Source organism: Clostridium merdae (assembly GCF_900176635.1).
GTDB lineage: Bacteria > Bacillota > Clostridia > Oscillospirales > Acutalibacteraceae > Faecalispora > Faecalispora merdae.
The window spans coordinates 552,767-578,161 of the sequence record NZ_FXLN01000004.1; the positions used below are offsets into that span (position 1 = coordinate 552,767).

28 protein-coding genes are annotated in these 25,395 nt (G+C 44.0%); 26 read left to right on the forward strand and 2 right to left on the reverse strand.

Annotated elements, in window-relative coordinates:
* The 4 genes from rpmA (at position 1) to CAN90_RS08075 (ending at position 3,103) form a co-directional block, all read left to right on the forward strand.
* Positions 1-285 carry a 50S ribosomal protein L27 gene (gene rpmA, locus CAN90_RS08060; protein WP_085833326.1) on the forward strand — a complete coding sequence of 95 codons (285 nt, stop codon included), beginning with the start codon at positions 1-3 and terminating at the stop codon, positions 283-285.
* A gap of 208 nt (positions 286-493) precedes the next feature.
* Positions 494-1,765, forward strand: a complete 1,272-nt coding sequence (gene obgE, locus CAN90_RS08065; protein ID WP_085833327.1) for a GTPase ObgE — start codon at positions 494-496, stop codon at positions 1,763-1,765.
* Positions 1,766-1,777: 12 nt separating this feature from the next.
* Complete coding sequence (locus CAN90_RS08070) at positions 1,778-2,170, forward strand: Mini-ribonuclease 3 (RefSeq protein WP_085833328.1); 393 nt, start codon at positions 1,778-1,780, stop codon at positions 2,168-2,170.
* A gap of 12 nt (positions 2,171-2,182) precedes the next feature.
* Positions 2,183-3,103 (forward strand): YitT family protein, encoded by a 921-nt coding sequence (locus CAN90_RS08075; protein WP_085833329.1) that lies wholly within the window; start codon positions 2,183-2,185, stop codon positions 3,101-3,103.
* 242 nt (positions 3,104-3,345) lie between these two features.
* Here the strand turns inward: CAN90_RS08075 and CAN90_RS08080 are convergent, their stop codons facing one another.
* Positions 3,346-3,552, reverse strand: a complete 207-nt coding sequence (locus CAN90_RS08080) for a hypothetical protein (protein ID WP_085833330.1) — start codon at positions 3,550-3,552, stop codon at positions 3,346-3,348.
* Between the two features lie 78 nt (positions 3,553-3,630).
* Between CAN90_RS08080 and CAN90_RS08085 the strand changes: the two genes are divergently transcribed.
* From CAN90_RS08085 to CAN90_RS08110, 6 genes are all read left to right on the forward strand, one after another.
* A complete protein-coding gene (locus CAN90_RS08085; protein WP_085833331.1) occupies positions 3,631-4,968 on the forward strand; it encodes an RsmB/NOP family class I SAM-dependent RNA methyltransferase in 1,338 nt (445 codons plus the stop codon).
* 104 nt (positions 4,969-5,072) lie between these two features.
* The gene (locus CAN90_RS08090) at positions 5,073-6,143 is read left to right on the forward strand and encodes a branched-chain amino acid aminotransferase (protein WP_085833332.1); all 1,071 of its coding nucleotides are present in this window, start codon (positions 5,073-5,075) and stop codon (positions 6,141-6,143) included.
* 62 nt (positions 6,144-6,205) lie between these two features.
* Entirely contained in the window at positions 6,206-7,087 is an 882-nt protein-coding gene (locus tag CAN90_RS08095; protein ID WP_085833333.1) for an RluA family pseudouridine synthase, read from the forward strand.
* Between the two features lie 155 nt (positions 7,088-7,242).
* The gene (locus CAN90_RS08100) at positions 7,243-8,064 is read left to right on the forward strand and encodes a transporter substrate-binding domain-containing protein (protein WP_085833334.1); all 822 of its coding nucleotides are present in this window, start codon (positions 7,243-7,245) and stop codon (positions 8,062-8,064) included.
* Positions 8,065-8,151: 87 nt separating this feature from the next.
* On the forward strand, positions 8,152-8,910 hold the full coding sequence (locus CAN90_RS08105) for an amino acid ABC transporter permease (protein ID WP_085833335.1): 759 nt from the start codon (positions 8,152-8,154) through the stop codon (positions 8,908-8,910).
* A complete protein-coding gene (locus tag CAN90_RS08110) occupies positions 8,897-9,631 on the forward strand; it encodes an amino acid ABC transporter ATP-binding protein (RefSeq protein WP_085833336.1) in 735 nt (244 codons plus the stop codon). The genes CAN90_RS08105 and CAN90_RS08110 overlap by 14 nt, the downstream gene beginning before the upstream one ends.
* Positions 9,632-9,702: 71 nt before the next feature.
* On the opposite strand, the gene CAN90_RS13720 is transcribed toward CAN90_RS08110, so the two are convergent.
* On the reverse strand, positions 9,703-9,864 hold the full coding sequence (locus CAN90_RS13720) for a hypothetical protein (protein WP_187138321.1): 162 nt from the start codon (positions 9,862-9,864) through the stop codon (positions 9,703-9,705).
* A 150-nt stretch (positions 9,865-10,014) separates the two neighbouring features.
* Here CAN90_RS13720 and CAN90_RS08115 point away from each other — a divergent pair, with 150 nt between their 5' ends.
* From CAN90_RS08115 to clpX, 16 genes are all read left to right on the forward strand, one after another.
* Entirely contained in the window at positions 10,015-10,431 is a 417-nt protein-coding gene (locus tag CAN90_RS08115) for a putative ABC transporter permease (protein WP_085833337.1), read from the forward strand.
* Positions 10,432-10,533: 102 nt separating this feature from the next.
* Positions 10,534-10,992, forward strand: a complete 459-nt coding sequence (locus CAN90_RS08120) for an S-ribosylhomocysteine lyase (protein WP_085833338.1) — start codon at positions 10,534-10,536, stop codon at positions 10,990-10,992.
* A 152-nt stretch (positions 10,993-11,144) separates the two neighbouring features.
* On the forward strand, positions 11,145-12,839 hold the full coding sequence (locus tag CAN90_RS08125) for a LysM peptidoglycan-binding domain-containing M23 family metallopeptidase (RefSeq protein ID WP_085833339.1): 1,695 nt from the start codon (positions 11,145-11,147) through the stop codon (positions 12,837-12,839).
* A gap of 301 nt (positions 12,840-13,140) precedes the next feature.
* A complete protein-coding gene (locus CAN90_RS08130) occupies positions 13,141-14,424 on the forward strand; it encodes a UDP-N-acetylglucosamine 1-carboxyvinyltransferase (protein ID WP_085833340.1) in 1,284 nt (427 codons plus the stop codon).
* An 83-nt stretch (positions 14,425-14,507) separates the two neighbouring features.
* Entirely contained in the window at positions 14,508-15,302 is a 795-nt protein-coding gene (locus tag CAN90_RS08135) for an MBL fold metallo-hydrolase (protein WP_085833341.1), read from the forward strand.
* A gap of 22 nt (positions 15,303-15,324) precedes the next feature.
* On the forward strand, positions 15,325-15,801 hold the full coding sequence (rlmH, locus tag CAN90_RS08140) for a 23S rRNA (pseudouridine(1915)-N(3))-methyltransferase RlmH (protein WP_085833342.1): 477 nt from the start codon (positions 15,325-15,327) through the stop codon (positions 15,799-15,801).
* A 255-nt stretch (positions 15,802-16,056) separates the two neighbouring features.
* The gene (rplS, locus tag CAN90_RS08145) at positions 16,057-16,401 is read left to right on the forward strand and encodes a 50S ribosomal protein L19 (protein ID WP_085833343.1); all 345 of its coding nucleotides are present in this window, start codon (positions 16,057-16,059) and stop codon (positions 16,399-16,401) included.
* Positions 16,402-16,532: 131 nt separating this feature from the next.
* Positions 16,533-17,162, forward strand: a complete 630-nt coding sequence (gene lepB, locus CAN90_RS08150; RefSeq protein ID WP_085833344.1) for a signal peptidase I — start codon at positions 16,533-16,535, stop codon at positions 17,160-17,162.
* On the forward strand, positions 17,159-18,028 hold the full coding sequence (gene ylqF, locus CAN90_RS08155; RefSeq protein WP_085833345.1) for a ribosome biogenesis GTPase YlqF: 870 nt from the start codon (positions 17,159-17,161) through the stop codon (positions 18,026-18,028). The genes lepB and ylqF overlap by 4 nt, the downstream gene beginning before the upstream one ends.
* A complete protein-coding gene (locus CAN90_RS08160; protein WP_085833346.1) occupies positions 18,025-18,642 on the forward strand; it encodes a ribonuclease HII in 618 nt (205 codons plus the stop codon). Before ylqF ends, CAN90_RS08160 begins: the two co-directional genes overlap by 4 nt.
* Entirely contained in the window at positions 18,635-19,006 is a 372-nt protein-coding gene (locus CAN90_RS08165) for a YraN family protein (RefSeq protein ID WP_085833347.1), read from the forward strand. The genes CAN90_RS08160 and CAN90_RS08165 overlap by 8 nt, the downstream gene beginning before the upstream one ends.
* A gap of 170 nt (positions 19,007-19,176) precedes the next feature.
* Positions 19,177-20,688 carry a threonine synthase gene (gene thrC, locus CAN90_RS08170; protein ID WP_085833348.1) on the forward strand — a complete coding sequence of 504 codons (1,512 nt, stop codon included), beginning with the start codon at positions 19,177-19,179 and terminating at the stop codon, positions 20,686-20,688.
* A gap of 21 nt (positions 20,689-20,709) precedes the next feature.
* Complete coding sequence (locus CAN90_RS08175) at positions 20,710-21,399, forward strand: metallophosphoesterase (RefSeq protein WP_085833349.1); 690 nt, start codon at positions 20,710-20,712, stop codon at positions 21,397-21,399.
* A gap of 587 nt (positions 21,400-21,986) precedes the next feature.
* Positions 21,987-23,279, forward strand: a complete 1,293-nt coding sequence (gene tig, locus CAN90_RS08180; protein ID WP_085833350.1) for a trigger factor — start codon at positions 21,987-21,989, stop codon at positions 23,277-23,279.
* A gap of 112 nt (positions 23,280-23,391) precedes the next feature.
* Positions 23,392-23,973 (forward strand): ATP-dependent Clp endopeptidase proteolytic subunit ClpP, encoded by a 582-nt coding sequence (gene clpP, locus CAN90_RS08185; RefSeq protein WP_085833351.1) that lies wholly within the window; start codon positions 23,392-23,394, stop codon positions 23,971-23,973.
* A 27-nt stretch (positions 23,974-24,000) separates the two neighbouring features.
* Entirely contained in the window at positions 24,001-25,314 is a 1,314-nt protein-coding gene (gene clpX / locus CAN90_RS08190; protein ID WP_085833352.1) for an ATP-dependent Clp protease ATP-binding subunit ClpX, read from the forward strand.
* The last annotated feature ends 81 nt before the right edge of the window (positions 25,315-25,395 follow it).

Here is a 25,395-nt window from a genome sequence, read left to right on the forward strand (position 1 = left end):
ATGTTAAAGATAAATATTCAGCTTTTCGCGCATAAGAAGGGCGGCGGTTCCACAAAGAACGGCCGTGATTCCGAGTCTAAACGCCTTGGTGCAAAACGTGCAGATGGTCAGTTTGTTTTGGCCGGCAATATTTTGGTCAAACAGCGTGGCACTCACATTCATCCCGGCAACAACGTGGGTAGAGGATCCGATGACTCTCTCTTCGCTTTGATTGACGGTACTGTGAGATTTGAGAGACTTGGCCGCGACCGTAAAAAGGTTAGCGTATACGCTGTGGAACAGTAATTCAGTTACAGCTGAAACCAAAATCCCGGGATTTTCCCGGGATTTTTTGATATGATCATGTCTATACTAAGCGAGAGCAGTTTACTATTTTACTGTTCTCCTCAAAGAGTAGATGTTTGTTCTGAAAGCTTGTTCTTGTTCTATCAGGCAAAAGAACAAAAATGAGATTGTTGTTTATGGGAGAATAGTAGAAGGAGCCGGAAACCATATGTTTGTAGATATAGCGAAAGTTAAAATAAAGGCTGGCGACGGCGGCGACGGTGCCGTAAGCTTTTACAGAGAAAAATATGTTGCGGCCGGCGGGCCGGACGGCGGCGATGGCGGCCGTGGCGGAAATGTAGTGTTTCAGGTAGATAAAAATCTTTCTACTTTGGCAGATTTCCGCTATAAACGCAAGTACATTGCTGAAAACGGGCAGAACGGAATGGGAAAGCGCTGCTTTGGCAGAGGTGCACCCGACCTAATTATTCGTGTACCCCAGGGTACTTTGGTACGCGATATTGAAACCGGGCGCTTGCTAGCCGATTTATCTTCGGACGAGCCGCAGGTAATTGCTCGTGGAGGAAAAGGCGGTTGGGGCAATACCCATTTTGCCACTCCTACTCGCCAAACCCCACGCTTTGCAAAGCCGGGTCAGCCGGGCGAAGCGTTTGATGTACAGCTTGAATTAAAGCTTTTGGCAGATGTTGGTCTGGTTGGTTTCCCAAATGTGGGCAAATCAACGCTCGTTTCTGTTGTGAGCGAGGCAAAACCGAACATTGCAAATTACCATTTTACTACCATAACCCCCGTTTTGGGTGTTGTGTTCCTTGGGGAAGGACAATCCTTTGTTATGGCAGACATACCCGGTCTAATTGAAGGCGCTGGAGAAGGTGCCGGGCTTGGGCATCAATTTTTGCGCCATGTTGACCGCTGCCGCCTGTTAGTACATGTGGTAGATATTGCCGGTAGTGAAGGCCGCGACCCCAAAGAAGATTTTGAGATTATTAACCGTGAACTCAAAAAGTTCAACGGTGAGCTTTCAGAGCGCCCCATGCTTGTGGCAGGGAACAAATGTGACCTTGCAACAGATGAGCAAGTGGAAGATTTTCGTCGTTTTGTGGAGGAGCAGGGCTATGAGTTCTTCCCAATCATGGCTGCAATCCGCCATGGTGTAGATCCTCTCTTAAAGAGCATTCAAGAAAAGCTCTCGAAGCTGCCTCCGGTTCTTCGTTATGAGCCTGACCCCGTGCCGTTGCCTGAGGTGAACCCAGAGCAAATGGATAAATTCACGGTTACGAATCAAGAGGGCGTATTTGTAGTGGAAGGTGAATGGCTGCTCCAGCTGTTGCGTTCTGTTAATTTTGATGACTACGAGTCCTTGCAGTATTTCCAGCGCGTGCTGATTACCTCTGGCGTTATCGATGCTTTGCGTGAGGCAGGTGCCGAAGAAGGCGATACAGTAAGCATGTACGACTTGGAATTTGACTTTGTTGAATAAGGGGGCGATTTTGTGGAACGCTTTTTAGAAGCAGAATGCAATCCTCGCCAGCTTAGTCCCTTAACTCTGGCATTTATAGGCGATGGCGTTTTTGAGTTGTTTGTGCGGGAACGATTGGTTTGCCGTGCAAACTGCCCGGTGAACACTCTGCATAAAAGTGCGGTTGCACAGGTGTGTTGCAGTTCACAGGCACAGGCGGCGCAAAAGCTGGCACCTCTTTTTACGGAAGAGGAGGAGGCTGTTTTTCGCCGGGGACGGAATGCAAAAGTATCACATGTTCCCAAAAATTCTAGCCCTGCCGATTACCATGCCGCAACTGCGCTTGAAACCTTGTTTGGTTATTTGTATCTGAAAGGGGAGCTGGCGCGCTTGCGCCAGTTTTTTGCCTTGATTTGTGAAGAATGAGGGTGCTTTCTAATGGGAGTAAAAAAGCGTAATCAAATTGTAATAGTGGATATCCTGTATTTTCTAATTGGGGCAGTTTTGTTTTCGGTCTCGGTAAACTGTTTTACCGCGCCAAATCACATTGCTCCGGGTGGAATTACCGGTCTTGCAACAGTGCTCAATTACCTGGTTGGTACGCCAATTGGTACTATGCTGTTTGTCATAAACCTTCCGGTTTTTTTGTGGGCAATTTGGGAGCTTGGCTACCGTATTGTCGGCAAGACGATCCTGGCTACACTGCTGTGTTCCATTACAATCGATGCGCTTTCTACCGTTCTCCCGGTATACGAAGGTGACCATATGCTAGCTGCTATTTTTGGCGGCGTGCTGGAGGGCATAGGTTTATCTCTTGTGCTGCTGCGTGGAGCTACCACGGGCGGCACAGACTTAATTGCCCGTTTGTTAGAGAAAAGACTACACAGTTTATCAATGGGTCAGCTGATGATGGGTGTAGATGCAATGGTGATTTTACTTTCTGGTTTTGTTTACCGCAGTTTGGAAAGTGCACTATATGCGTTTATAACGGTTTTTGTCTCTACCCGGCTGATTGATACTATTTTATACGGTGCGGATGCCGGTACCGGAAAAATGCTCTTCATCATGTCTGAAAAAAATAACGAGATCGCTGCTAAAATTCTTTCTGAAATGGGACGTGGTGTAACTGCGTTAAAATCCAGAGGTGTTTACAGCAACAACAACAGTGAAGTGCTTTTGTGTGCGGTTCGCCGTTATGAAGTGAGCAAAATAACGAACTTGATTCGTTCTATGGACAACCAAGCCTTTATTATAATTGGGGAAGCCGGGCAGATTACCGGGCAGGGCTTCCGTGAAATTAAAAAAGCGGATAAAACGCTGAAAGATCATCTTATCAATAAAAAAAAGGAAAATGAGTAGTTTTCCTTTTATAAAGCGTTTCAATCAAAATCTACTGGCATGGCCGGTGGTCTTTCGCTATCTTATAGCCTGCTCTATGGCACGAGTGGCAAAGTTCATTTTATTGTTTCGAAAAACAACAGCAGTACCTCTTTAATAGTACACAATAAGAAAGCCGATTCAAGTAGTGCTTACTTATAAAAAGAAGAGCAGACTGTTTTGCCATTCGTCAAAACAGTCTGCTCTAAAATGTTTACTGTATTTTAGCGGTAGTTATTGTTGTTCTCTACATTGCTGTAGCTATCGCTTTTATGAGAGTTACTGTAGGAAGAAGAGTCCTTCTTCTGCTGTGTGCTGTTGCTGGTCTTGTTCTGAGTAGAATTGCTTGTCTTATTGGTGCTGTTCTGAGAATTGCAGTTGCTGCTGGAATTCTGAACCTTATCCATCTTTTTCTCATAATTCTTATCCAATTGTTTCACCCCCTTCGCGATTATTGTTTTCCATTCCAATTAAAATATACAAACAATCTTTGGGAGCTGACCTGTTTTATGAACGAATACCCTTCCGCATTTTTAAACCGCATGCAGGCGATGCTCGGTGCAGAATACACAGATTTCTTAGAATGTATGGAACAACCATCCATACGTGGCATCCGGCTAAATCCTGTAAAATGTGATGAAAAAAAATTAAAAAATGGACTCGATTTTAATATTGAATTAAGTCCGTTTTCTCCCTATTCGTACCAAATACCAGAAGCAGCAGGAAAGCCCGGTGGTATTCCACTTCACCATGCGGGAGCGTTCTATTCCCAAGAGCCTTCAGCGGCTTCGGCTGTCACTATCCTAAATCCGCAACCCGGAGAAAAGATATTGGATTTGTGCGCCGCCCCTGGAGGGAAATCCACACAGATTGCGGCTTTGCTGAATGGAAAAGGGCTCCTTTGGTCAAACGAGGTCGTTCGTTCCCGCGCGACGGTGCTTCTTTCCAATATGGAACGCATGGGTGTTTCGAATGCTGTTATTTCCTCCTGCCACCCCGAAACACTGTGTGAAAAATTAGCAGGGTATTTTGACCGTATCTTGGTAGATGCTCCTTGTTCCGGTGAAGGCATGTTCCGTCGCGACGCGCAGGCCGTGCAGGACTGGAGCGAAGAGCATGTAAAAACCTGTGCGGTTCGCCAAGGTCTCATCTTAGACAGTGCCGCTCATGCCTTAAAAGAGAATGGTATCCTTGTATACTCTACTTGTACCTTTTCCTCGGAGGAAAATGAAGATACGGTCAAGGCTTTTTTGGAGCGTCATCCAAATTTTGTTCTCGAAGATTCCGGCGTTTCATTTGGCAGGCCCGGTATTGAAATGCCGCAGGCTAGGCGTATTTTCCCAATGGATGGGGGAGATGGGCATTTTGTTGCGAAAATGAGAAAAATATCTCCCACCGTATGCTATGTTACCGACTATCCTTTTACAAAATTTGCGGCGGAGCATGATGTAAAAGCTCTCTATGACCAAATCTTTCAGGTTCCGATTAAAGGCTTCTTCATTCAAAGTGGCAGCTCTATTTTAATTGCTCCACAGCTTACTCCAGCGTTGTCTGGTCTTGGTGTAATTCGTGCGGGCGTGATGCTGGGTGAAATATTAAAGGGCAGAATAGAGCCGGCACATGCTTTATTTTTAGCTTCTTTACCGCAGGAGCTTCGCCAAATCGTCGATTTTTCGTCCCATTCTGCTGAAATACGGGCATACCTACATGGGGAAGAGCTTGAGGTGGATTCTGCACGGAAAGGGTATACGGGGGTGGCGGTTGATGGCGTTGTAGCTGGCTTTGGAAAGTGCTCCTCCGGCAGGCTGAAAAATCGATATCCCAAAGGCTTGCGTAGTCATATCTGATATTTTGTGTATTTTTCTGTTTGCTTGTACCCGCTTATTGCCTTGAATTTACAAAAAAATGATGCTACAATGTGTTAAAGTGATAAAAATCAGGAGGGCTAATTATGCAAATCAGAGTGGAACAAACTCAAAACCCAAAGGCCAAGCCTGCGGATGAAACCAAATTGGGATTCGGCCGAATTTTTACGGACCATATGTTTATTATGGACTATACTCTTGGTCAGGGTTGGCACGATCCCAGAATTGTACCATATGCTCCCCTGAGTTTGGAGCCTTCTGCCATGTGCCTGCATTATGGGCAATCCGTTTTTGAGGGAATGAAGGCTTACCGCAGCGATGACGACCGCATTTTACTGTTTCGGCCAGACAAAAACATGGCGCGTTTGAATGTTTCGAATGACCGTCTGTGCATTCCGGCCATTGATGAAGAATTTGCGGTTGAAGCAATTAAAAAACTGGTTTCAGTAGATCGTGACTGGGTACCCACTGCACCCGGCACTTCTTTATACATTCGCCCGTTTATCATTGGTGTTGACCCGGTTGTTGGTGTTCACCCGGCACACCACCTCATGTTTATGGTAATTTGTTCGCCAGTTGGGGCGTATTATCCCGAAGGCTTAAATCCCGTAAAAATTTATGTGGAAGACGGTTATGTGCGCGCAGTAAAGGGCGGCATGGGCTTTGCCAAAACAGCCGGTAACTATGCGGCTTCTTTAAAAGCACAGGATGAAGCAGAAAAGCAAAACTACACACAGGTTCTGTGGCTTGACGGTGTAGAGCGTAAATACATAGAAGAGGTTGGTACGATGAACGTCTTCTTCCAGATTGGGGATGAAGTCGTTACCCCTGCTCTGCAAGGCTCTATTTTGTCTGGTGTTACCCGTATGTCTGCCATTGAGATTTTAAAATCATGGGGGATGAATGTTACGGAACGCCGCCTCTCGATTGAGGAAGTTGCAGAGGCTTCGAAGCAAGGTAAGCTGAAAGAAGCGTTTGGTACTGGTACGGCAGCAGTAATTTCTCCCATTGGTCACCTGAAATGGGGAGATATGATTATGCAGTTCAACGGCGGAGAAATTGGACCGCTGTCTCAGCGTTTGTACGATACCATGACCGGTATTCAGTGGGGCAAGCTGCCAGATACCTTTGATTGGACAGTAGAAGTGAAAGAATAACAGGACTAATTTTAGAGAGCGGCGGCTTCGGCTGCCGCTTTTTGTATAAGGGGAGAAAAAGAGTGCATACACTAACCTTTATCGTTCCAGCAGAATACGATGGTTGCCGACTAAAAGGCTTTTTGCGTGGGAAATGCTGTGTTTCCGCACGCCTTTTGGTAAAGCTAAAGCGCGTAGAGAATGGGCTTTGTGTCAACGAAGAACACGCTACGGCAATTACGATATTGCACTCTGGGGATAAAGTAACTCTGCATTTGCCGGAAGATGAAGAAACTCCAATTGCACAAGAAGTCCCTATCTCAATTCTATATGAAGACGATTATCTGTTGGCGGTAAATAAGCCTGCCGGAATGGCAATGTATCCAGTACCGGGGTCAGACTTCGGCACACTTTCCAATGCCGTTGCCTTTCATTGGAGTAAAAAAGGTGAGATTTTGCGATTTCGCCCTGTATATAGACTGGATAAAAATACATCTGGAGTAGTGATTATTGCAAAAAATTCCTATATTGCGGCAGCTTTGTCCCATAATATACAAAAAGAATACATCGCTGTGTGCGAGGGTGCTCTACAAGGGTGCGGTACGGTGAGCACACTAATTACACTTGCACCCGGCAGTAAAATAAAGCGGGCGGTTTCTTCAAATGGTGAAACTGCGGTAACGCATTGGGAGAGCATGGAAGGAAATAATGAGTTCACTTTTTTGAAAATTCGTATAGAAACCGGCCGAACTCATCAAATTCGGGTTCATTTGTCCAGTATTTTTCATCCTCTTGCGGGGGATGATTTATATGGAGGGCACTTAGATAAAATAAAGAGACAAGCACTCCATTGTCAGTCAGCTTTATTTATACACCCGGTCACCGGTAAAACAGTCCTACTGCAAGCCCCTGTTCCAGAGGATTTTGTTCTGCTGCTGAAAGAGCTGGATGTGTCTATTGCATAAAAAATGATTTATGAATTAAATTATACGTTATCTATAAATGACAAAAATATTGTTTATCCATTTCTACACTTGATTTATGTATAATTATGCGATATAATACATTCATAATAATTCATTGTAAACTTTATTAAATGAAATAAAAGAGGGATGGAACCATGAAAAAATCAGTTAAGTTTTTAGCGGTCTGTCTTGCAGCCGCATCAATGCTTTCAATGTCCGCATGCGGCGGCGGTGGCAACGGCGGTAACTCGAGCACAGCGAACGGCAGTGCAGATTCTTTAGACGCGATTAAGAAGAATGGCTTTATCACAATGTCTACCAATGCAGAGTTTGAGCCCTTCGAGTATAAGGATGGCGATAGCATTGTTGGTATTGATATTGAAATTTCTAAGAAGATTGCCGATAAGCTTGGCGTTAAACTCAATGTAAACGATGTTGCGTTTGATTCTTTGATTCCTGAAATCACCTCCGGCAAAGCAGATTTTGTTGCCGCCGGTATGACAGCAGATGATACCAGAAGAAAGAATGTTGATTTCTCTGATAACTATTTCGATGCGAGTCAGGCCGTCATCGTGAAAAAGGGTGGAGAGATTAAACAGCCCAAAGACCTCGATGGCAAAAAGGTTGGCGTTCAAACCGGCACCACTGGTGACAAATACTGCACCAATGAAGACGGTTCCAGTGAAATTAAGGTTGCTTCTGTTGAGCGTTACAACAAGGGAATGGATGCTGTTTCGGATTTGATTGCCGGCAGAATTGACGCAGTTGTTATCGACGATTTTCCAGCACAAAAATATGTTTCGAAAAATGCAGATAAAATTGCGAAGCTCGACGATATGCTCACACAGGAGCAGTATGCGATTGCCGTGAAAAAGGGAAATAAAGAGATGGTTGATTTAATTAACACCACTCTGAAAGAAATGAAAGACAGCGGCGAGCTGCAGAAGATTTTTGATAAATATCTGGCAAAAGAATAATACAGAGAAATATCTGTTTTATTAAGCTGGGTAGCGGGTTTCCCCGCTGCCCAACTTTGCCTTTTCCTACTTTTTAAGGAGGTAGCTATGGGAGATTTCATCCTAAATCCACCCTTTTTATCTGGACTAAATATTGTTCAGACACTCCAGAATTTGTACTTGTCTGTGGGTCAGCAATTTTACGATGCCTTTATTGAGAAAAACCGTTATAAATACATTGTAACCGGTTTGGGGAACACCCTCCTTATTACTCTTTTTGCAGTAATGATTGGTATTGTTTTGGGTACCTTGGTTGCACTCATACGTGTATCACATAACAATGATAAGAAAAAGTTTCGCATTTTAAATGCAATCTGCAGCGTTTACCTAACGGTGATTCGCGGAACACCAGTTGTGGTTCAGCTTTTAATTACCTATTATATTATTTATCAATCTGCGGATAAATTGGTGGCGGCTGTAATTGCATTCGGTATCAATTCCGGTGCGTATGTGGCAGAGGTTATACGCAGCGGTATACAATCGGTTGACAAGGGGCAAATTGAGGCCGGGCGTTCCCTCGGACTAAATCAACGAACCACCATGATTAAAATTGTCTTCCCGCAAGCATTAAAAAATGTGGCTCCTGCTATTTTTAATGAGTTTATTTCTTTGCTGAAAGAAACCTCCGTCGCCGGTTACATTGGTGTGCAGGATTTAACCAAAGGGGGCGACGTGATTCGTAGTATTACCTACGACGCGTACATGCCGTTATTAACTGTTGCAGGTGTTTACCTGGTGATAGTTATGATATTGACCAGATTCCTTACACTGTTGGAAAGGAGGCTGAGTGCAAGTGATATCCGTTAAAAACTTAGAAAAAACGTTTCACACCTCTCGCGGTGATTTGCCGGTTCTAAAGGGAATAACACAAACCATTGAAAAGGGTGAAAAGGTTGTTATCGTTGGCCCTTCCGGTTCGGGAAAAAGCACCTTTTTACGTTGCCTAAACCTATTAGAAAAGCCTACCTCCGGTGAAATTTGGTTTGAAGAGGAAGAAATTACGAACCCGAAGTGCAACATTAATCTTTTGCGCCAGAAGATGGGAATGGTGTTTCAGCACTTTAATTTATTCCCGCATCTAACCATATTGCAAAATATTACGCTTGCGCCGGTTTCGTTGAAGCTGAAATCGCAGGATGAGGCAAACGAGATTGCCATACAGCTTCTAGAAAGAGTTGGCCTTGCGGATAAAGCAAATGCGTACCCGGCTCAGCTATCCGGCGGACAAAAGCAGCGTATTGCGATTGTACGTTCGCTGGCAATGTCGCCGAAGGTGATGCTGTTTGATGAACCAACCTCAGCGCTAGACCCCGAAATGGTCGGTGAAGTTTTGCAGGTTATGAAGCAGCTTGCCGAAGAGGGGATGACGATGATTGTTGTCACACATGAAATGGGCTTTGCCAGAGAAGTGGCTACACGCATCTTGTTTATGGACCAAGGGCAAGTTTTGGAGGAAGCAACTCCACAGGAGTTCTTTGCGAACCCCAAGCACCCACGTTTGCAAGACTTTTTATCGAAGGTATTATAATTTAGAATATAGAAAGAACCCGGCAGATTTTTCTGCCGGGTTCTTTCTATATTCTTCTTTGAGACGCAGTATTAGGAATTTGTTTGGTCTGCTTTTGCTTGCAAATTGCATGCAATCTTTTTCAAATCCTCTAACGATTGAATCTCCACGCTGGACTGTGTGATGGCTTCCTGAATAAAATGAGGAAGTGAAGCAAAGTAGCTGTTAACCTCGGGGTTGTTTGACTGAAACATCTTTTGTCCTCCATGAATCATTCTGAAAGACCATATTTAGTAAGGTCTCTTCTTTTAGGTAGATTTCCGCATTTTTGCCAGGTTATTCATAATCCTCACCTTTCATATTGTGTTGCCGTACGGAATATATCTGCAATAGGAGGGATATGAATGAAGGGATGGGGAAAAGGGTTCTTGCTTTTTTTGGTTGGCGGACTAATCTATTTTTGGCTCGAGGTGTTCTGGAGAGGTTATTCGCATTGGAGTATGTTTTTACTTGGTGGCCTTTGCTTTGTATTGTGTGGACTAATCAATGAAGTTGTTCCTTGGGAGATGCCACTTCCGCTGCAAATGCTAATCTCAGCAATTATCATTACGGTTTTAGAGTTCTTCACTGGCTGTATCGTCAACCTGTGGTTGGGTTGGCAGGTTTGGGATTACTCAAAGCTTCATTTTCAGCTTTGGGGTCAAATTAGCCTAAAAAGCAGTATTGTATGGTTCCTGCTTTCTTCCGTGGGAATCATACTGGATGACTGGATTCGTTATTGGTTCTTTGGAGAAGACCGACCGCATTACCGCTTTAAATAAAGGATACTTGCAAAGGGTATGGGAAAACGGTAAAATAGTAAAATAAGTAAACCCCAACAGACAGCACTATTATAAAAAATCTTTTGATTCGAGGGATTTCATATGGATAAAATCGCAAGCTTTCAAATTAATCACGATATTTTAACACCCGGAATTTATCTTTCTAGGGTAGATGGAGATATTACCACGTACGATATTCGCTTTCGCAAACCAAATGTACCGCCGTTTTTATCAAACCCGGCCATGCACACAATCGAGCATTTGTTTGCTACCATGGTTCGTAATTCCTCCTTTCGCGACCAGATTATATATTTTGGACCCATGGGCTGCCGTACCGGCTTTTATTTCTTAGTAAGAGATATGAAGCAATCGGATGCCATTGCTCTTATACAGGAGATATTCCAAAAAATCGCTGATTTTACAGGCGATGTGCCCGGCTGCACCTCCATTGAGTGTGGTAATTATTTGGAGCATGACTTGAAGGAGGCAAAAGAGGAAGTTGCAGCCTTTTTGCCTGTGATTAAAAATTGGACGGAACAAAAGTTGGCTTATCCAGTTTAATGGGCTAAGATTCGTTCCAAGTAGTCAGAAAACTTTACCAAATTGTAAATTCCTTCCAAAAGGTTGCATATTTTCAAAATTTATATTATCATAGTATAAGTTCATTACAAAATTGTAACCAATTTCCTTGTGCGAAAGGAAGGACTGACGGAATGCAACAACTATCCCTTCATCGAGATTCGATACAGGGGTACGGCGCCGCTGGCTGCCGTATGTTATATATCACCGGGATTCAGTCTGTCCGGATTTTAAAAAGACTGCGCAGAAGGTTTGTCCGCTTTGTTACACCTGCCGTAGAATTAGCAGGGATTATTTATGCAAAAACAATCGGCAAACAACTGAATCGATTAAAAAAAGAAATACACCTGTTTCAGGATAATTTTCGAAAAGATGGAGAGCATTTAAAAGAGCTTTCGAAAGATTTAACGTTACAGGGTGCAATCGGGCGGCTACAGCACGCAGGTCTTCACTTTGTAATACGCAAAAAATTTGTGATGTCTGTACTGAATATTGCCGCACCGGTTTGCTCTGTTTTTTTACTTTTGGGTACCATTAACTATTATAACCATCAAGATTACGGTTTGGTGCTCAGCTACGAAGGCAAACAGATTGCAACAATTAAGGACGAGTCTGTATTTGAAAAAGCAACGGAAATGGTAAACCAGCGTATGGTATACAATGCCGTTTCTACTGCTAATTTAAAAATTACCCCCACATTTATTTTAACTGCGATGGACAGCGGCGGCTTTTACGCAGCCAGTACACTGTGCGATCGCTTAATTCAGCATTCCAATGGAATTATTGAAGAAGGCAGTGGCTTATATGTGGATGGCGAATTGATAGGGGCTGTAAAGAGCAGTGCAGATATGACGTATCTTCTGCAAAATATCCTTAACACTGCAAAATCGGGCGACCAAGCTGCAAAGGTCTCTTTTGCGGAAGACGTTGAGACGATTAATGGTCTTTTCCCAACCGCCAGTATTATCACGGCTGAAAATATGTCGCATAAACTTACCGGTTCCCAGCAAACAGCAGCTGTTTATACCGTAAAACAAGGGGATACTGCAACTTCTATTGCAAGGCAGTATAATTTAACCTTATCGGAACTCAATCGCTTAAACAATAACCAGGTTGGCGATAGTTTGAAAATCGGGATGAAGCTCAATGTTCAAACTCCGCAATCATTGCTGCATGTAAAAGTGATTAAAAAATTAAGCAGGACAACCTCTTTGCCGTATAAAACCGTTACAGAGAAGGACGATAGCCAATACACAGATTATTCTAAGATTGTAACGCAGGGGCAAGAAGGCGTGCAGGAAGTAACCGAAGAGGTTACCTATATTAACGGAATTGAAACCAGTCGCTCCACTCTCAGCAGGCGTGTGGTAACTGAGGCGATTGATAAGAAGATTGTTACAGGCACAAAGAAAAGGCCGCAGTATAGTGGTTCTGGTGAAAGCAGCGGGTCGCTTATGTGGCCGGTACCTTCTATTCGTAATATTACCAGCTACTTTGCTTACCGTTGGGGCAGAATGCACACTGGTATTGATATTTCTGGTGGTAATTCTTACGGTAAAACAATTGTAGCGGCAGATGGCGGCGTAGTCACCTATGTGAAGTTTAGTTCCAGTGGGTATGGGTATCACCTGCAAATTAACCACGGCAACGGAGTATCAACTCTATATGGCCATACCAGCAAAATTTTGGTATCTTCAGGGCAAAGAGTTTCTAAGGGTCAACCGATTGCTTTAATTGGCAGCACAGGAGATTCTACCGGAGCACATTTGCATTTTGAGGTTATCAAAAATGGACAAAAAGTGAATCCTATGCTGTATGTGAGCCGCTAATGTAAAAAAAAGGCATTTCGCATGTAAACGAAATGCCTTTTTTATTACATGCTTGTAATCGATTAATTTAGCGATTTTATTGACTTTTTTTCCTTGGTGTATTATCATCTTAGAAGTACAAAATAGCTATGCAAGAATCTTTTTAAGGCGAGTTTTTTTAATTTTCTCCGTTTTTTATTTGGCAATATAATCCATTTATTGATGACTTTTAAAAAACATTTTTTGTTATTACAATATTTTAATTATCCTTAAAGTTTCATGACAATACTATTTGTTATTATAATGATTGGAGCGTGCCGCGTTGGATAAATATGTAATTACCGGTGGCAATCGGCTGACTGGTGAAGTAACTATAAGTGGCGCTAAAAATGCTGCTATCGCAATTATTCCAGCTGCCATTATGGCGGATGATGTTTGTAGAATTGAAAATGTTCCAAATATAACAGATGTGACTGCAATCACCCGTATTTTATACGACATGGGTGCTAAAATACGAAAGATTAATTCCTCAACAATTGAGATTGACCCGAGGTCCATTCATTCCTGCGTTGCTTCCTATGAGCTTGCAAGGCATATTCGTGGTTCTTATTACCTGTTAGGCGCTTTGCTTGGCCGTTTTCGCCATGCCGTTGTTAGTATGCCTGGTGGGTGTGATTTTGGTGTTCGGCCTATTGATCAACATTTAAAAGGGTTTGCGGCTTTAGGTGCGACCTATACACTTGAGGGCGGAATGGTTGACGTAACTGCGAAAGAGCTTGTTGGCAACAACATTTACATGGACGTAGTTTCGGTCGGTGCGACGGTGAATATTATGCTGGCGGCCGTACGGGCCAAAGGTACGACTGTAATTGAAAACGCTGCCAAAGAGCCTCATATTGTTGATTTGGCTAACTTTTTAAACTCCATGGGCGCCGATGTGCGTGGTGCGGGCACAGATGTGATTAAAATTTATGGGGTAGAGCATCTTAGAGGGACAACCTACTCTATTATTCCTGATCAAATTGAGGCAGGCACCTATATGGCTGCCGCTGCTGCGACCGGCGGCGACGTGCTCATTAAAAACGTAATTCCCAAGCACTTAGAATCCATTTCCGCCAAACTGGAGGAAATGGGTGTATGTGTGGAGGAATTCGACGATTCCATTCGCATAAGCCGTGACCAACCGTTGAACCGCTGCAATATTAAAACAATGCCCCACCCGGGCTTCCCGACTGATATGCAGCCTCAAATCGCCGTTGTGCTTTCTATTGCGCACGGTACCAGTATTGTGAATGAAAGTGTTTGGGATAACCGCTTCCGCTATGTGGAAGAGCTAAAGCGAATGGGCGCCCAAATTTCTGTTGATGGTAAGCTGGCTGTGATTGAAGGTGTTGAGAACCTGAATGCGGCGCCAGTAAGAGCTACGGATTTGCGTGCCGGCGCAGCTATGCTAATTGCCGCCTTGTGTGCACATGGCGTAAGCCAAATTGAAGATATTCAGCATATTGAACGAGGGTATGAAGATGTGGAAGAGAAGCTTTTAGCCCTTGGTGCAGACATTAAGCGTGTTCATGTTCCGGATCCTTCCGTGGCGCAGGCCGTTTAATCAATGTAATAAACACGAAAGGTTCAGGCTCCGGTTTGTTTGGCCGGCCTGAACCATTTTACTGTTCATTAAAGGAGCATGCTATGGCAAGGTTTTGCCCGCTGTTCAGTGGTAGCAGCGGAAATAGTTTTTATGTAGGAAGCCGCGACGCTGGTGTGTTAATTGACATTGGCCGAAGTGCTCGGCAAATTACGAAAATGCTGGAAAGCTGTGAAATCTCCACTTCCGCAATTAAAGGCATTTTTATAACTCATGAGCATATTGACCATGTAAAAGGGCTTCGTGTGTTTACCGAAAAAAATCAAATACCGGTTTACGCATCCGCCGGAACACTTCAAGCTTTGGAGGATTCGGGAGAAATAACGGCAAAGATGACTTGCTGTGTTGTGGAAGAGAGGGGAATGGAATGCGCTGAAATGCTGATTCGCCCTTTCCCAATTTCACACGACTGTGCCGAAGGAACCGGGTACCGTATTCAAACCGCTGACGACAGAACGTTTACCCTTGCAACCGATTTAGGGTACATATCCGACGAAGTATGTCAGGAGTTAGAAACCAGTAATCTGGTAGTACTGGAATCAAACCACGATGTGAGAATGCTGCAAAACGGCCCCTATCCTTATTATTTAAAGCGCCGTATTCTCTCTGATGTAGGACATCTCTCAAATGAGGTTTGCTCTCAAATACTTCCTCATTTAGCAGGCATGGGAACCACGCGCTTTGTGCTGGCTCATTTGAGTGCAGAGAACAATACGCCAGACATTGCATACCAAAGCGCTTTGTGCGCGTTAAAAATGGCTGGCTTAGAGGAACAAGTCGATTTTGAATTGATGGTTGCATCTAGAGAAAATCATACCGGGAAAGTCATCTTGTTCTAGTCTTTTATTTTCAGGAGAATATATGGTAACCATTCAATTATTGTGTGTGGGCAAACTGAAAGAAAAATATTTACAGTCCGCATGTGAAGAATACGCAAAACGGTTGGGTGCGTTTTGCCATTTTACAATTACAGAAATTGCGGAGGAACGTTTGCCCGATTCTCCATCTGACGCGTTGATTCAGGCGGCATTAAAAAAAGAAGGGGAGCACTTACTTTCTCTGGCGCAGGGTGCAATTATCTCTTTGTGCATTGAGGGCAAGCTTCTTTCATCGCCACAGCTTGCAGCTGAACTGGAACGGCGTGCCGTAACAGGAACCAGTGCGTTTACGTTTATCATTGGTAGCTCGTGTGGGCTTTCGGATGAAGTGAAAGAAAAAAGTGCTCTTCGCCTCTCCATGTCCCCAATGACCTTTCCGCACCAATTGGCCAGAGTGATGCTTTGTGAACAAATTTACCGCGCTTTTCAAATCAATAATAACGGTAAATACCATAAGTAAACTTTCGTTTTATTTTGATTACGAAAGATGAAAAATAGGGAAGAATAGCTCCGTTTTAGGATGAATGAAAGTTACTTTCTTTTAATTTAGAATATTTAAAAATATTATTGCAGTTTTTAGTTGGATATGGTATGATATATGGGCATTTGGATACCGTTGGCCTTTCCGGCGGGGTTCAATGCCCGGGAAACCGTGACATTGAAGCGGACAGTCCTCTGCATAGCATGAATGTCTGATATATTAGGAGGAAAAAGAATGGATGCTTTAAAATTAATTTCTCAAGAATCTGCAAAAGCAGAACTGCCGAAGTTTGGTATCGGCGATACCGTTAAGGTCAGCGTTAATATTCGTGAAGGTGAAAGAGAGAGAATTCAGCTGTTTGAAGGTACTGTAATTGCCCGTAAAGGCAGCGGTATTGCTGAAACCTTTACTGTTAGACGCGTATCCTATGGTGTAGGTGTGGAGAGAGTTTTCCCGATCCATTCCCCCAACGTGAAGGATGTTACCATTGTTCGTAAGGGTCGTGTACGCCGTGCGAAGCTGTACTACCTACGCGATAGAGTTGGTAAGGCTGCAAAGGTTAAAGAGCAGATTCGCTAATAGCGAAAATGGCTCCCATTATATTTGGTCTTTGAAAAGCGTGCGAAGAAAACTTTGCATTGCTTTCCATGGTGAAAAAGGGACATTGATTGTCCCTTTTTTGCTATTCATCAAAAGGAGGCGTTCGTGCGTTGCAAGAAGAAGATAACAACGTCCTTGAGCAATCAGAGCTGCAACAAGGTAACCTGAACCCGAATGATCCGTCTCCTCACCCCAGTGCCTTTACGGTAAGTTGCTTTGAGTGGGTAGATTCTCTGGTGATGGCTCTGGTCGCTGTGGTGATTCTGTTCACTTTTCTGTTTCGAGTAGTTACGGTGGATGGAACCTCTATGCTGCCGAATCTTTTTAGCGGAGACCGAATTGTGGTTTCCAGCTATTTTTATCAGCCCAAACAAGGCGATGTGGTGGTGTTAAAACGAACCATCGGTTTAACAAAGCCAATTGTAAAGCGTGTGATTGCGTTACCGGGACAAACGGTTGATATTGACTATATTTCGGGCAATGTAATTGTTGACGGTAAAGAGATTGACGAGTCTTCGTATATTGAAAGCGGGATTACTCATGAGCCCATGACCTCGGAATCTTTGCTTCAATTTCCGCAAACTGTTCCGGCAGGCCATATTTTTGTTCTTGGTGATAACCGAGAGGTTTCAGAAGACAGCCGTTTTGAAGCAGTTGGCATGGTAGATGAACGTTATATTTTGGGGAAAGCGGAAATGATTCTGTTTCCGGTGCCCCGGTTTGGAAGGATTGGATCATGAGCGAGCCACAATCAGTTCATTGGTATCCGGGTCACATGACCCGAACAAAACGACAAATTGAAAAAAGCCTTAAGCTGGTAGATATTGCAGCGGAGATGATTGATGCCCGCGTTCCAGTTAGCAGCAGGAACCCTGTGTTGGACAGCTTGATTCAAAACAAGCCGCGGGTTATTTTAATGAATAAATCCGATTTAGCGGATCCCGCGCAGACCGAGCGCTGGATCCGCTTCTACCAGTCGAAGGGAATTTCAGCAGTTGCATTAGACAGCCGTTCCGGCAAAAACTTAAAAGCCTTTTTCCCGCTGGTGCGTGATGAGCTTTCGGAGCGCATTGCTTCTTGGCGAGCAAAGGGAATGGTTGGGCGACCCATTCGTGTTATGGTTGTTGGAGTGCCGAACGTAGGTAAATCTTCCTTTATCAATAAGCTTTCCCGCGGGGGAAAAGCCAATGTAGAGGATAGACCGGGTGTTACCCGAAATAACCAGTGGTTTACACTGGGCGGCGGCTTTGAGCTTTTAGATACTCCCGGTGTTCTCTGGCCTAAATTTGAAGACCCACTCGTAGGTGAACGTTTGGCCTTTACCGGCGCTGTAAAGGACGATGTAGTCGACACTGAAAATCTGGCTGCCCGTTTGTTAGAGGTGCTTACGGTATCTTACCCCGCACCACTCAAGGAACGCTATAAGCTGCAAGAAGTGGATTTTACTGGTATGAAGGGGTACGAAATCCTCAGCTTAATTGGTAAAAAGCGAGGAATGCTTATCTCTGGTGGAGAGGTCGACATGGAGCGTGCCGCTATTATGGTGCTCGATGAATTCCGTGGAGCAAAGCTAGGTCGAGTTACTTTGGAGCAGGTGCAGAAATGACGAACTGGTTTTCTTATGAGAATGAAGCACAGCAAAAAGGATTTACTGCTGTTTGTGGTATTGATGAAGCAGGCAGGGGGCCTTTAGCAGGGCCGGTGTTTGCTGCCGCAGTTATATTACCGAACCATTGTGAAATTGATGGGCTTAACGATTCTAAAAAGTTAAGCGAGAAAAAGAGGGAGTTGTTGTTTGACCAAATTCAGCAGCAAGCTCTCTCGTATTCCATCGCCTTTGCAACGGAACAGGAAATCGACGAAATTAATATATTGCAAGCAACCTTTCTAGCTATGAACCGTGCCTTTTCCGGTTTATCTCTTGCGTCAGACTGTGCACTGGTAGACGGTAACCGCGACCCTCGGCTTCCGGTGGAAACCTCGCTCATTATCAAAGGGGATTCCCTCAGCGCAAGCATTGCCGCAGCTTCTATCTTAGCAAAGGTTAGCCGAGACCGTGTGATGTTGGAGCTTGACCAAATTTACCCGGAATATCAATTTAAAAAACACAAAGGCTACGGAACTGCACTACATAGAGAGCTCTTGCTCAAACATGGTTATTGCGCAGTTCACCGCAAAAGCTTCTTGAAAAAGATACTGGGAGAGGGTTTGGTTGGATAATCACTCTGGTAAACTGGGTGAGCAATATGTTGCAGATGAGTTGGAAAAACGAGGCTGCCGAATTCTGTGCCGAAATTATCGTTCCCGCTTCGGCGAGATCGACATTATTGCGCAGAACGGTAGCTTTTTGATATTTGTTGAGGTAAAAACCCGCGGAAAGCGTTGCGTTGGTGTTCCGCAAGAAGCGGTATCTGCCTCTAAACAACGAAAAATCATTTCCACTGCCTTGCAATTTCTATCGCAGAACGAAACATATTTGCAACCTCGGTTTGACGTTGCTGTAGTGCGAACAGCAGGGGAAGGTGCTGCGTTTTCTTTGGAATATATTGAAAACGCATTTGAAGCGCAAGGGCGTTTTGCATAATTCTCCGAGAAATCACTTGATTTCTCCCTCGTTTTTGTATGGAAAAGAGAGACTTTGCGCTCAAAATAGCTTATGTGTTTTTTACACATCTCAATTTTTGAATATTCTTTGACACACCGAACGTTTTATTATAAAATAGGGCAAGGAACGAACAAAAAGGGGGAATCACCTTGCAGTATAAATGCACCAGAAACAAAGCAGAATCACTTTCCGCCGCACAGGCGATTGTTCAGGGAATTTCGGAAAATGGAGGACTGTTTGTTCCAGAGAGCCTTCCGTCCTATTCCGCTGACGATTTAAAGCAGCTTTGCAAAAAAAGCTACACAGAGCGTGCCGCACATATCGTTGCCGATTTCTTACCGGAATTTACAGTAGAAGAAATTAAGGAATGTGTAGAGAGTGCGTACTCTGAACAAAAATTCCCTGGTGGTGCAGCTCCGCTTCACCGTATTGCAGGCAGCAACCAGGCTTTTCTAGAGCTATGGCACGGGCCAACCTGTGCTTTTAAAGATATGGCTTTACAGCTATTGCCGCATTTGCTCACGCGTTCTTTAAAAAAGACAAAATGTGATAAAACAGCGGTTATTCTTGTTGCCACCTCTGGCGATACAGGGAAGGCGGCTTTGGAAGGCTTCCGTGATGTTCCCGACACCAAAATTCTGGTGTTTTATCCAGATAAGGGCGTTAGTGCAATGCAGCAGCGCCAAATGAATACACAGGAAGGTGAAAACGTTGCTGTCTGCGCAATCGAGGGTAATTTTGATGATGCACAAACTGGCGTAAAACGCATCTTTACCAATCCTGAAATTCGTAAAGAGCTGGAAGACAACGGTATGCTGTTCTCCAGTGCAAACTCCATTAACTGGGGCCGCCTGCTACCGCAGATAGTTTATTATTTTTCTGCGTACTGCGATGCCGCAGAGCAACGCATGTTAGAAATGGGTCAACCCTTGAATATTGTAGTGCCTACCGGCAATTTTGGTAATATTTTAGCTGCATATTATGCAAAAAAAATGGGTTTGCCGATTGGGAAGCTAATTTGTGCCTCAAACTCTAATAATGTACTGACTGAATTTTTAAGCACCGGTGTTTATGACCGCAACCGTAAATTCTATACAACAATCTCTCCATCTATGGATATTTTGGTGTCCAGCAACTTGGAGCGCCTGCTGTTTGACTTAACCGGCTGCAACTCTGACCAGGTCGCAAGTTGGATGACTGAACTGAACACCACAGGCCGCTATTCCGTTGGTTCTGAGTTGACTGCCGTACTGAAAGACCTGTTTTTCTCCGGTTGCTGTGATGATGCTCAGACACAGAAAACAATCTACGAAATGTTCCTGAGTAAGAATTATCTTTGTGACCCTCACACTGCTGTGGCGTCCGATGTATATGAGCAGTATGTAAAGGCCACTGGGGACAAGTCTACTCCCACAGTAATTGTTTCAACTGCAAGCCCTTATAAGTTTGCAGATAGTGTGCTCGAGGCAGTGGCACCAGCACAAAAGCAGGAAGAGGATGACTTTGCTAAGGTTCAGCAGCTTTCTTCTCTTACCAGCACGGTTGCGCCTGCGCCAATTGCTCAGCTTCAGGAAAAAACAATACGTTTCCAGAATTGCTGCGAGGTTGCGCAAATGCCCCAGGTTGTTCTACAAATGGCTGGGCTTGAGCCAAAAGCCTAAAGAATAGAAACGAGGTAGCACATGGCATTGTATGCGATTGCCGACCTGCACCTTTCTCTTGGCACCAATAAGCCGATGGATGTTTTTGAGGGCTGGCACAATTATGTTGAGAGGCTGGAGGAAAACTGGCGCAGCATTGTGAAACCGGAAGATACAGTAGTCATTGCCGGCGATATTTCATGGGCAATGAAGCTGGAAGAAACAGAAAAGGATTTTTCCTTTTTACATTCTCTGCCGGGCACAAAGCTGCTTTTAAAGGGCAATCATGATTACTGGTGGAGTACCAGAAATAAAATTGATACCTATCTAGCCGAAAAGGGCTTTCATTCGCTACACATCATCCATAATGATTCTTATGCAGTTGGCAAATATGGAATTTGTGGTACACGGGGTTGGCTTTATAATGCGGCGACCGATGAAGACATTAAAATTGTGAATCGGGAGGCAGGCAGGTTAATTACCTCAATTAACCACGCTGTCGCACAAGGGCTTACACCAATTGTTTTTTTGCATTACCCGCCCGTTTATGACGGAATGGTTTGTAAAGAGATATTGCAGATTTTATTAGACCGCGGAATTTCAAAATGCTATTTTGGCCACATTCACGGTACGCAGGCATCCCGCAGGGCGGTAACAGGGGAGTATCAGGGCATTGAGCTACACCTTATTTCCTGTGATTACCTGCATTTTGCGCCGCTTTTTGTATGTTAAATAAATTATGAACATTTCCGTGAAAATATGGAATATTTGCCCCTGATATGCTATAATAACCTCACGCCGTATGCCAAAGCAAAGCTTTGGACGGCTGAAAGAGCATTGAAGTGCCAGCTGTATGATTCCGTTTGTTTTAGATATTGATATTTTAGCATCTTGAATTTTGCACTATAATAACCTCACGCCGTATGCCAAAGCGAAGCTTTGGACGGCTGAAAGAGCATTGAAGTGCCAGCTGTATGATTCTGTTTGTTTTAGATATTGATATTTTAGCATCTCGAATTTTGCACTATAATAACTTCACGCCGTATGCTAAAGCAAAGCTTTGGACGGCTGAAAGAGCATTGAAGTGCCAGCTGTATGATTCTGTTTGTTTTAGATATTAATATTTTAGCATCTCGAATTTTGCACTATAATAACCTCACGCCGTATGCCAAAGCGAAGCTTTGGACGGCTGAAAGCGTAGTAATAATAGCTAGTCGGTAATGTCCTTACGTACTTATCTAACAAAAACAGTAAAATAGCTTCTAAATTTCTTTAATAATAAATTAAGATTAATTTGCAATTAGCAGGAGGAAAACAAAATGAGTTTAAAATCGTCCAATCAGGTAGAAACTAACCGTTATCAACTGGAGGTTGAGGTTGATGCGGATACTTTTGAAAAGGCGTTGAATCAGGCTTTTCATAAACAGGGCAAAAAAATTACGATTCCGGGCTTCCGTAAAGGAAAGGCTCCGCGCAAATTTATTGAAAAATTTTATGGAGAGCAGTTTTTCTACGAGGACGCTGTAAACGCTGTTTATCCTGCTGCTTTAGACGCTGCTGTTAATGCGGCTCAATTGAGACTGGTTGAAGACAAGATCGATTTTGATGTAGTTAGCATCGGCAAAGACGGTCTGGTATTTAAGGCAGTTGTTACTACATGGCCTGAAGTTACAATCAAAGATTATAAGGGACTCGAAGCATCCAAAACTGCGGTTGAAGTAACCGATGAGGACATTAATAATGAAATCAAAAAGGTTCAGGATCGCAACTCCAGAATGATTACTGTGGAAGACCGCCCGGCACAGCTCGGCGATGCCGTTGTAATTGATTTTGAAGGTTTTGTTGACGGTGTTGCATTTGAAGGCGGCAAGGCAGAGAACCATACTCTTGACTTGGGCTCCGGCCAGTTTATTCCTGGCTTTGAAGAGAAGGTAGTTGGCCACACCACTGGAGAAGAGTTCGACATTACTGTCACATTCCCGGAGGATTACCAGGCATCTACTCTTCAGAACAAAGAGGCAGTATTTAAAATTAAGCTGCATGAAATTAAGCAAAAAGAGCTTCCCGAAGTGGACGATGACTTTGCAAAGGACGTAAGCGAATTCGATACCCTCGAAGCTTATAAAGAGGATATTAAAAAGAATCTGCTTGATTCCCGCGAAAAGGCTGCGCAGGATGAGGTTGAGGCTCAACTGATTGATCAGCTCGTTGAAAAGCTGGAGGGTGAAATTCCCGAGGCGATGTTCCAGAATAAGATCAACGACGATCTTCGTGATTTTGCATATCGCCTACAGTCTCAGGGTCTGGACTTTAACACCTACCTGAAATATACCGGTATGGATCAGAACTCCATCCGCGATCACTTCAAGCCTCAGGCTGAGAAGCAGGTTAAGGTACGTTTGGCACTTGAAAAGATTGCAGAGCTTGAAAACATTAAGGCAACTGCAGAAGAGATTGAAGCTGAATTTGAGAAGCTTTCCAAAACCTACAGCATGGAAGTTGACAAAGTAAAGGGCTTTATTCCGGAAGCAGACTTGGCTCAGGATTTAGCTGTAGAGAAGGCTGTTAACGTTGTTCGTGACAATGCGAAAATCACAGAGAAGAAAGACTAATTGCTTTCCCTTTTAAAGCGTTAAAGATGCTAATTTTATTCCGCCGCCGATTACCGTGCGAATCGGCGGCGAAAACACAATAAAAACCCGCATGTGAAGAAAGGTGGTTATGATGAGTTTAGTCCCATATGTTATTGAGCAAACCAATCGCGGTGAGCGCTCGTACGACATTTTTTCCCGCTTGTTAAATGATAGAATTATTATGTTAAACGAAGAGGTTAACAACACTTCGGCAAGCCTTATTGTTGCACAGCTTCTGTATTTGGAAGGCCAAGACCCCTCAAAGGATATTAGCCTTTACATCAACAGTCCCGGCGGAGTTGTAACAGCTGGCCTGGCAATTTATGATACGATGCAGTATATTAAGTGCGATGTTTCTACCATCTGCATGGGCATGGCTGCTTCTATGGGCTCATTCTTGCTGGCTGCCGGCACCAAGGGTAAACGTTTCGCTTTGCCCAACAGTGAAATTATGATTCACCAGCCCAGCGGCGGTGCGCAGGGCCAAGCAACCGACATTATGATTCATGCGGATCATATTATTGCCACCAAAAAGAAGTTAAATGAAATTTTAGCCGAGAAAACGGGGCAACCTATAGAGACCATTATTAAAGATACCGAGCGTGATAATTTTATGACTGCGGAACAAGCCGCAGCGTACGGACTGATAGATAAAGTAATCTCTACGAGATAACTTCTATGTGAAGCAGGTGATAATAGAATGCCGAATAACGACGATACCAAGGAGAGAGAATTGTGCTGCTCCTTTTGTGGCAAACCACAAAGTCAGGCACGCCGCTTAATTGCTGGTCCGGGCGTTTATATTTGTGATGAATGCGTTCAGCTTTGTAATTCTATTTTGGAAGATGAATCTCATTTATCGAACCGAAAAAAGACCTACACGGGTGATACCGGCACAATCCTGCTCAAACCGCAGGAAATTAAGAAGAAGCTGGATGAATATGTAATTGGTCAGGATAGAGCAAAAATAGCTCTTTCCGTAGCCGTTTACAATCATTATAAGCGAGTATATTACGGCGGAGAAGATGTAGAGATAAGCAAGAGCAATGTGCTTTTGCTAGGGCCAACCGGTGTAGGTAAAACCCTGCTCGCACAAACGCTTGCAAAGCTCCTCGATGTACCGTTTGCAATTGCGGACGCTACAACCTTAACTGAGGCAGGCTATGTAGGTGAGGATGTGGAGAATATCCTGCTTCGCTTAATTCAAGCAGCTGATTTTGATATAGAACGCGCAGAAAACGGGATCATCTATATTGATGAAATCGATAAAATTGCTAGAAAATCAGAGAATCCTTCCATCACTCGTGATGTAAGCGGTGAAGGCGTTCAGCAAGCATTGCTGAAAATTCTGGAGGGCTCAGTTTGCAATGTGCCGCCACAGGGTGGTCGCAAGCACCCACAGCAGGAGTTTCTTCAAATTGATACTTCTAATATCCTGTTTATTTGCGGTGGCGCATTTGACGGATTGGAAAAAATCATTGAAAGAAGGACAGCCTCCTCTTCTATGGGCTTTGGTGCACAAATCCAAACCAAAAAAGAGCTGGACACCACTGCATGGATGTCTGAGGTGATTCCTCATGATTTGGTCAAATACGGTCTTATTCCAGAGCTTGTAGGGCGTTTACCGGTCATTACCGCATTAAACGGGCTAGATGAAGAGGCCTTGGTAAGAATTCTTACCGAGCCGAAAAACTCTCTGGTTAAGCAGTATAAACACCTCTTCCAGCTCGATAAGGTTGACCTTGAGTTTTTACCGGATGCGCTTCGTGAGATTGCCAAAAAGACAATTGAACGCCAAACGGGTGCTCGTGGACTTCGTTCCATTATGGAAGAGATCCTCACTCCGCTGATGTATGACGTACCAACGGAATATACGGTAGAGAAAGTGACAATTACACCTGAGGCCGTACAAAAAGGTACGGAGCCAGAGTTGGGTTATAATGAAAACCGGAAGCCGGTTAAAATTAAAATTTCAAATCCACAAAAACGCGGGCGCAAGGATACCGCGTCTTAATTCACAGCATAGCTGTTGCTGACAAGGAACAGAATTCATCCTTGTTCGCAACAGCTTTTTTCTTCACTGAATGAATACAGG

What these genes read in the sequence shown, in the direction of transcription:
- obgE (WP_085833327.1), top strand. Translation starts at nt 494, where the DNA reads ATGTTTGTAGATATAGCGAAAGTTAAAATAAAGGCTGGCGACGGCGGC.
- clpP (WP_085833351.1), top strand. Translation starts at nt 23,392, where the DNA reads ATGAGTTTAGTCCCATATGTTATTGAGCAAACCAATCGCGGTGAGCGC.
- CAN90_RS08135 (WP_085833341.1), top strand. Translation starts at nt 14,508, where the DNA reads ATGGCAAGGTTTTGCCCGCTGTTCAGTGGTAGCAGCGGAAATAGTTTT.
- CAN90_RS08120 (WP_085833338.1), top strand. Translation starts at nt 10,534, where the DNA reads ATGGATAAAATCGCAAGCTTTCAAATTAATCACGATATTTTAACACCC.
- CAN90_RS08090 (WP_085833332.1), top strand. Translation starts at nt 5,073, where the DNA reads ATGCAAATCAGAGTGGAACAAACTCAAAACCCAAAGGCCAAGCCTGCG.
- CAN90_RS08105 (WP_085833335.1), top strand. Translation starts at nt 8,152, where the DNA reads ATGGGAGATTTCATCCTAAATCCACCCTTTTTATCTGGACTAAATATT.
- rpmA (WP_085833326.1), top strand. Translation starts at nt 1, where the DNA reads ATGTTAAAGATAAATATTCAGCTTTTCGCGCATAAGAAGGGCGGCGGT.
- rlmH (WP_085833342.1), top strand. Translation starts at nt 15,325, where the DNA reads ATGGTAACCATTCAATTATTGTGTGTGGGCAAACTGAAAGAAAAATAT.
- CAN90_RS08175 (WP_085833349.1), top strand. Translation starts at nt 20,710, where the DNA reads ATGGCATTGTATGCGATTGCCGACCTGCACCTTTCTCTTGGCACCAAT.
- clpX (WP_085833352.1), top strand. Translation starts at nt 24,001, where the DNA reads ATGCCGAATAACGACGATACCAAGGAGAGAGAATTGTGCTGCTCCTTT.
- ylqF (WP_085833345.1), top strand. Translation starts at nt 17,159, where the DNA reads ATGAGCGAGCCACAATCAGTTCATTGGTATCCGGGTCACATGACCCGA.
- CAN90_RS08125 (WP_085833339.1), top strand. Translation starts at nt 11,145, where the DNA reads ATGCAACAACTATCCCTTCATCGAGATTCGATACAGGGGTACGGCGCC.
- CAN90_RS08100 (WP_085833334.1), top strand. Translation starts at nt 7,243, where the DNA reads ATGAAAAAATCAGTTAAGTTTTTAGCGGTCTGTCTTGCAGCCGCATCA.
- CAN90_RS08075 (WP_085833329.1), top strand. Translation starts at nt 2,183, where the DNA reads ATGGGAGTAAAAAAGCGTAATCAAATTGTAATAGTGGATATCCTGTAT.
- CAN90_RS08115 (WP_085833337.1), top strand. Translation starts at nt 10,015, where the DNA reads ATGAAGGGATGGGGAAAAGGGTTCTTGCTTTTTTTGGTTGGCGGACTA.
- CAN90_RS08160 (WP_085833346.1), top strand. Translation starts at nt 18,025, where the DNA reads ATGACGAACTGGTTTTCTTATGAGAATGAAGCACAGCAAAAAGGATTT.
- rplS (WP_085833343.1), top strand. Translation starts at nt 16,057, where the DNA reads ATGGATGCTTTAAAATTAATTTCTCAAGAATCTGCAAAAGCAGAACTG.
- CAN90_RS13720 (WP_187138321.1), bottom strand. Translation starts at nt 9,864, where the DNA reads ATGTTTCAGTCAAACAACCCCGAGGTTAACAGCTACTTTGCTTCACTT.
- CAN90_RS08085 (WP_085833331.1), top strand. Translation starts at nt 3,631, where the DNA reads ATGAACGAATACCCTTCCGCATTTTTAAACCGCATGCAGGCGATGCTC.
- tig (WP_085833350.1), top strand. Translation starts at nt 21,987, where the DNA reads ATGAGTTTAAAATCGTCCAATCAGGTAGAAACTAACCGTTATCAACTG.